The following is a 6497-nucleotide window of genomic DNA, read 5'->3' as shown; positions in this document are numbered from 1 at the left end:
GGTAATATAGAGGGGCTTACTAGTGTGCTAACGAAGAAAATGAGCATAGAAAAAGCACTCATGAAGACGAGTGTGCCTAATCTGGAAATTCTGACAAGTGGACCAATACCGCCTAACCCTTCGGAATTATTAAATTCCAAAGCGATAGAAACAGCGATCGATGAATTAAAAGAAATGTATGATTATATCATTTTTGATACACCGCCCGTTCTGGTAGTGCCGGATTCCCAGATTGTAGCCAATAAATGTGATGGCGTGATCATGGTAGTGGGGAGCGGCAAGACAAACAAACAAAGTGCCGTAAAAGCAAAGGAGCTTTTAGTGAAAGCTAATACATCCTTGCTTGGAGTCGTTTTGAATGGTGTTGAAACGGATAACAGCAATTATTATTACTATCAATCTTAACGAAATAAAACAATTTTCGACAAAATAACACCCTGTTTAATGGCAGTTTTATATGCTACTATTAATCGGGGTAATAATTCCTATTATTCATGGATTAGGTCTTTTTACCTATTTGTTTAACAAAGGAAGTGTGTAAAATTTGATTGACATACATTGTCACATTCTCCCAGGGGTTGATGATGGATCGGCGGACATGAATGAAAGCATGAATATGGCAAGAAAAGCGGTAGAATCAGGAATCACCCATTTATTTGCCACGCCACATCACTTAAATGAGAAATATGTAAATATTAAAAGTGGCATCATTGGTCGTGCAATGAGCTTAAATGAGAGTTTAAAACAAAATAATATACCTCTTACCATTCATCTCGGGCAAGAAGTAAGAATTCATCAGGACATATTTAATTCACTTGAAAAAAAAGAAATCCTAACCTTAGATGATAACGGTACATTTTTATTGTTAGAGATCCCGTCGGGAAGGGTTCCTTCATATACACAAGAAGTGATTTACGAACTGCTGCTTAAAGGAATAACACCGATTATCGTACATCCGGAGAGAAATAAGGAATTGATATCAAATCATCAACTATTATTTGAATTGGTTCAGGAGGGCGCGCTGACTCAACTTACCTCTGGCAGTATAATCGGGAACTTCGGTAAAAGTATCCAATCATTTTCAAAAAAGATAATCGAACATAATTTGGCCCATTTTATTGCAACAGATGCCCATAATATTGGCTCTAGAGGGTTCACGTTACAACATGCCTATGAAACAATCACAAAGTCATATGGAATACAACGTACATTTTATTTTAAAGAAAATGCTGAACAGCTAATAAAGAACCAAAGTCCTGCTGTTGAAAAACCAGTGCCTTTTAAAAGAAAAATTTTTTGGAATCTTTTAAAGTGATAGATAATTAGGAAACGATTTAATATTAAAAAAATTTTGTCTTCTTATAAAGTTTTAGGGATTATTGTTTCTGAACGACCAATAGTTCAACGACAAAAAGCCCTTAAATCATAATGGTATTTTTAAAATAGTCAAAATATACAGAAACATAAACAGTATCATTCATTCTTATATAAACAATGAAAAGCAGGTGAAATAGAATACATTCATAAATAGACTGTTTTTAATAGAGAGTAAATCAACAATATTAAAGGGGGAAATGTGGTTGGCCTACCGAAAACGATTAACACTTTTGGCCCTATTAGACTCATTAATAGTATTATCGGCCATTTATGTAAGTTATTTATTCTTGTATCCCTATTTGGAAATATTTAAATTACCAACACTGTTAGTCACATCAGTCTCCCTATTAATCAGCCATCATTTTTTTGCTTCTATTTATAAACTGTATAAGAAGGCCTGGGAGTATGCAAGTATAAGAGAGTTACTGTCCATTGTTAAAGCCGTAAGCTTATCGGTCATCGCTGTTATCGCCATTCAGTTAATGGTTTTTCAAGATGTTTATGTAAGGGCCATGGCATTGACCTGGATGATGCATGTCCTCCTTATTGGCGGGTCGCGATTTTCTTGGAGAATGCTGCGTGACCGTTTGATAAATAATCGAAAGGAAACGAGGAATACATTGGTCATCGGAGCTGGATCTGCTGGAACCATGGTTGTACGTCAACTTCTTAACAATCATGATACGGAACTTAAACCAGTAGCATTTATAGATGATGATCCGAAAAAAGATAAGCTAGACATCTTAGGAATACCAGTTGTGGGTAACTCAAAACATATCCCAGAAATGGTGGGGAAATATTATATAGATAATATCGTCATTGCAATACCTTCATTAAGTAAAAAAGAATTGAAGGTCATTTTTGATGAATGTGTGAAAACGAATGCCAAAACGCAAATCATGCCGATGCTTGAAGATATTATGTTAGGAAAAGTAGCGGTAAATCAATTTAAAGAAGTAGAAGTGGAAGATTTATTAGGAAGAGAACCCGTTGAATTGGACATAACCAGTATTTCTGAATATGTAACGGGCAAGACGATCTTGGTAACTGGGGCCGGGGGCTCAATTGGTTCAGAAATTTGCCGTCAAATATGCAGATTCTCACCCGGAAAACTTATTCTCCTAGGACATGGAGAAAATAGTATCTATCAGATTGATATGGAACTGAAAAAGTTATATGCAAATCAAATTGAAATAATACCTTTAATTGCAGATATTCAAGATCGAGATAGAATTTTTGAAGTGATGGAAACCTTCAGGCCTGATGTTGTTTACCATGCGGCTGCACATAAACATGTTCCACTAATGGAATACAACCCTCGTGAAGCAATTAAGAATAATGTTTTTGGTACAAAGAATGTTGCAGAGGCGGCAGATACTTTTGGTGTAGGTGCATTTGTGATGATTTCATCCGATAAAGCCGTTAACCCAACAAACGTCATGGGTTCAACCAAGCGTATTGCTGAGATGATCATCCAGCAGTTAGCAAGAAATAGCTCAACAAAATTTGTTGCGGTTCGTTTCGGAAATGTTTTAGGCAGCAGAGGGAGTGTCATTCCTTTATTTAAAAAACAAATACAGTCCGGTGGACCAGTGACGGTCACACATCCAGATATGACAAGGTATTTTATGACCATACCCGAAGCATCCAGATTAGTCATTCAGGCAAGTTCTTTGGCTCGAGGCGGAGAAATATTCGTTCTTGATATGGGTGAACCTGTTAAGATTGTCGAATTAGCAACGAACCTTATCCAGCTATCAGGTTATTCCATAGACGAAATTGGGATTGAATTCTCTGGAATCCGTCCTGGTGAGAAAATGTACGAAGAGCTATTAGGGGAAAAAGAGGTTCATAGTGAAGCAGTATTTCCTAAAATTTTCATAGGGAAAGCGGTGCTGGAACAGGAAGAGGAAATACAGCATCTTTTAAGCTCTTATGATAATTTTTCCATAACAGAACTTAAAGAATTCGTTATAAATTTAGCAAACCGAAGAAAGAACAAAACTTTCTCGGCAGTGAAATAGCAATAAGTAGGAGGACTAATAAGTGAAAAAAATCACAAAAGCAATCATTCCGGCAGCAGGATTGGGTACTCGTTTTTTGCCTGCCACAAAAGCCATGCCAAAGGAGATGCTGCCAATCGTTGATAAACCAACGATTCAGTACATAGTGGAGGAAGCCGTTGCATCAGGAATAAAAGACATAATAATCGTAACTGGAAAAGGCAAACGTGCGATTGAGGATCATTTTGATTACGCTCCAGAGCTCGAACAAAATCTATTGGAAAAAGGAAAAGTAGAGTTACTCAATAAGGTACAATATTCCTCTAAACTTGCTAATATCCATTACATTAGGCAGAAGGAACCAAAAGGATTAGGTCACGCAGTATGGTGTGCTCGTAAATTCATTGGGGACGAGCCATTTGCCGTACTTTTAGGTGATGATATTGTCCAGAGTGAAACGCCTTGCCTAAAGCAGTTAATGAATCAGTTTGAAGAAACAAACAATTCAATTATCGGAGTGCAAACCGTACCTAAGGATGAAACCAATCGCTATGGGATAATTGACCCCGCCTTTCAAGATGGACGACTTTATCAAGTTGAAAACTTTGTAGAAAAACCAGCCTTAGGAACTGCTCCTTCCAATTTGGCAATAATGGGAAGATATATCCTGACTCCTGAAATCTTCAGTATGCTTGATCAGCAGGAAGCTGGTGCAGGCGGTGAAATTCAGTTAACGGATGCGATTCAACGGTTAAACCAATTACAGCAAGTTTTTGCTTATGATTTTGAAGGAAAAAGATATGATGTTGGGGAGAAGTTAGGGTTTGTGAAAACGACGATAGAGTTTGCACTTCAGGATAAGGAACTTAGAAATGACTTATTGGAATTTATGGACAATAAAGTCAATGAGAAAAGGTCGAGTTTAATACAAAAGTGAATTTTAGAAATTATTTTGTACCGCCTACTTAAATGATTATTTATAGTATGTGCGGACTCTTTTAAAAAAACAGAAGATATTAATTTAAGTAAATGAAGGATAATGTCACTTGTTTATTCCATCATACAAAAGAAGCTTTTTATCTGAAAATCAATGCATAAAGTAGGTGCCTTATTTGAGACAATTCCAACTAATCATTAAAAGAACATTGGATATTTTACTTTCTTTTATAGGAATTATAGCGTTAAGCCCAATCATTTTAATCATTTCAATATTGATAGTAAAAAAGCTAGGTAGTCCAATATTTTTTGTTCAAGCTAGACCTGGGAAAGATGGGAAAATATTTAAAATGATTAAATTTAGGACCATGTTAAACTCGACAGATAAATATGGAAATTTTTTAGCTAATGAATTGAGGCATACTAAATTTGGCAAGCTTTTAAGAAGCACAAGCTTGGATGAATTGCCGGAGCTCATCAACGTATTAAAGGGTGATATGAGTCTAGTGGGACCAAGGCCGTTACTAGTTGAATATCTTCCTTTATATAATGAACAACAAGCTAGAAGGCATGAGGTTAGGCCAGGCATTACGGGGCTAGCTCAAGTTAATGGTAGAAATACTATATCATGGGAAGACAAATTTAGTTACGACGTATGGTATGTAGATCATTTTAATTTCTATTTAGATTTTAAAATAATATTAAAGACCATTCTAAGAGTATTTAGGAGACAAGATATTAACCAAGGAGAAGGTATTACAATGAAAAAGTTTAGTGGTACCAAAGAGAGCTATTATGGAAAATAAAGATATTTATATAATTGGAGCAGGGACTTACGGAGAAGTAATGTACGAATTAGCCATCCTAAATGGTTATAATGTAAAAGGTTTTTACGATGAGGATGATTCAAAAGTATATAGCTTAGTAATGGAAGTGAAAGTTAAGGGGAAGTTTTCTAATCTTAGAGATGAAGAAATTCACAATAATAATTATATTGTAGCTATTGGAAATAACAAAGTAAGAAGCGAAATTATGGACAAAATAAACTCCACAGGTGGATTAACTCCAACATTAATTCATCCCAAAGCTGTTATAAGTGACAGTGCAAAAATAGGAAAGGGTGTATATATACACGGGAATACATATATTTGGACTAAAACTAATATCTCAGATTACTGTATTATAAGTCCCAATGTAGTTATTGCCCATCACTCTTCATTAGGAAAAGCATGTTTAATATCTACTCTATCAGGAGTTGGCGCATCAATTACTATAAAAGATAATGTTTTTGTTGGTATGGGATCTACTTTAGTTACAGGTGTATCTTTGGTTGGTGAAGGCTCAATTATTGGAGCTGGAGCAGTTGTATTAAAAAACGTTGAAAAAGAATGTGTATATGCAGGTATTCCTGCTAAGAAAATTCGAGATATTCTATAGCTTTCATTAGGTTAATAGAAAAAATAGGTTAATAGAAAAAATTTGACCACCGAAAGAAATAATAAGTCGAAATTTTATACATAAATATAGAGCGAAGGAAGAGATTTTATGATAAATAATAAATTAATTCCACTTTCAGTACCAAATCTTTCATTAGATATCTTAGAGAATGTTAAAGAAACTATTGAGACAGGTTGGGTATCTACTGGAGGAAGATTTATTCAAGAGTTTGAAACTAAAATTGCAAAATATGTAGGGGTAGGAAGAGCTATAGGGTGTCAAAATGGAACAGCGGGTTTGCACTTAGCATTGAAAGTACTGGGCGTTGAGCATGGAGATGAAGTTATTGTACCAACAGTAACATTTATAGCTGCAGTGAACCCGATAAAATATATGGGTGCTGAACCTGTATTTATGGATTGTGATGATAGTCTTAACATGGATATGGAAAAGTTAGAAGAGTTTTTAAAAAATGAATGTATCCAAAAAGACGGACAGGTAATTAACAAAAATACAAATAAAGTTATTAAAGCTATAATAGCTGTTCATGTATTTGGAAATCCATTAAATATTGAAAAACTTATGGAAATTAAAGTAAAATATAATTTAAAACTCATTGAAGATTCGACTGAAGCTCTTGGTTCTTATTACTTACGAGGGAAATATGCTAATAAGCACTGTGGTACCATTGGAGACATAGGAGTATACTCGTTCAACGCAAATAAGATATTAACAACTGGTGGA

At 35.1% G+C, this 6497-nt stretch carries 7 protein-coding genes; all 7 read left to right on the top strand.

Annotated features, from left to right (window positions below):
* Positions 1–405 (top strand): tyrosine-protein kinase family protein (locus ACFVSH_RS21485; RefSeq protein ID WP_387707731.1); only part of this gene is annotated, 405 nt, incomplete at its 5' end.
* 139 nt (positions 406–544) lie between these two features.
* A complete protein-coding gene (locus ACFVSH_RS21480) occupies positions 545–1315 on the top strand; it encodes a tyrosine-protein phosphatase (RefSeq protein WP_387707729.1) in 771 nt (256 codons plus the stop codon).
* Positions 1316–1580: 265 nt separating this feature from the next.
* Positions 1581–3401, top strand: coding sequence for a polysaccharide biosynthesis protein (locus tag ACFVSH_RS21475; RefSeq protein WP_387707727.1), 1821 nt, complete (start codon positions 1581–1583; stop codon positions 3399–3401).
* A 22-nt stretch (positions 3402–3423) separates the two neighbouring features.
* Positions 3424–4317 carry a UTP--glucose-1-phosphate uridylyltransferase GalU gene (gene galU, locus ACFVSH_RS21470; RefSeq protein ID WP_387707725.1) on the top strand — a complete coding sequence of 298 codons (894 nt, stop codon included), beginning with the start codon at positions 3424–3426 and terminating at the stop codon, positions 4315–4317.
* A gap of 175 nt (positions 4318–4492) precedes the next feature.
* Positions 4493–5122, top strand: a complete 630-nt coding sequence (locus ACFVSH_RS21465) for a sugar transferase (protein WP_387707723.1) — start codon at positions 4493–4495, stop codon at positions 5120–5122.
* On the top strand, positions 5112–5753 hold the full coding sequence (locus tag ACFVSH_RS21460) for a NeuD/PglB/VioB family sugar acetyltransferase (RefSeq protein ID WP_387707721.1): 642 nt from the start codon (positions 5112–5114) through the stop codon (positions 5751–5753). The genes ACFVSH_RS21465 and ACFVSH_RS21460 overlap by 11 nt, the downstream gene beginning before the upstream one ends.
* A 108-nt stretch (positions 5754–5861) precedes the next feature.
* Positions 5862–6497 (top strand): aminotransferase class I/II-fold pyridoxal phosphate-dependent enzyme (locus ACFVSH_RS21455; RefSeq protein ID WP_387707719.1); only part of this gene is annotated, 636 nt, incomplete at its 3' end.

The organism is Peribacillus sp. NPDC058002 (assembly GCF_042886655.1).
GTDB classification, from domain to species: domain Bacteria; phylum Bacillota; class Bacilli; order Bacillales; family DSM-1321; genus Peribacillus; species Peribacillus aracenensis.
The sequence above is the reverse complement of the archived record's forward strand: the minus strand, read 5'-3'. Positions and strand labels throughout refer to the sequence as shown.

Coding starts and splice junctions, on each gene's coding strand:
- ACFVSH_RS21460 (WP_387707721.1), top strand. CDS start 5,112: ATGGAAAATAAAGATATTTATATAATTGGAGCAGGGACTTACGGAGAA.